Genomic DNA, 247 nt, shown 5'->3' on the forward strand with positions numbered 1-247 from the left:
GCGCTCAGACAGTGGCTGGACGAACAGGCGCCGCAGGTCCTGCCAGAAAGTCTGCTGGGCAAGGCGATCTCATACACGCGCAACCAGTGGGCGTATCTGTGTCGCTACGTGAGCGACGGGCGGGCTCCAGTTGACAATAATGTCATTGAACGCGACATCCGCCCATTCTGTACAGGCAGGGCTTCGTGGCTGTTCAGTGACACGGTTGCCGGCGCGAAGGCGAGCGCCGTGATCTACAGCCTTATGC

General features: G+C 60.7%; 1 protein-coding gene. It reads left to right on the forward strand.

Annotated features, from left to right (window positions below; genetic code table 11):
* Positions 1-247, forward strand: a 247-nt coding sequence (locus SB822_RS59650; protein ID WP_410859448.1) for an IS66 family transposase, incomplete at both ends; no start/stop codon positions are given.

The organism is Paraburkholderia sp. SIMBA_054 (assembly GCF_046534875.1).
GTDB classification, from domain to species: domain Bacteria; phylum Pseudomonadota; class Gammaproteobacteria; order Burkholderiales; family Burkholderiaceae; genus Paraburkholderia; species Paraburkholderia hospita.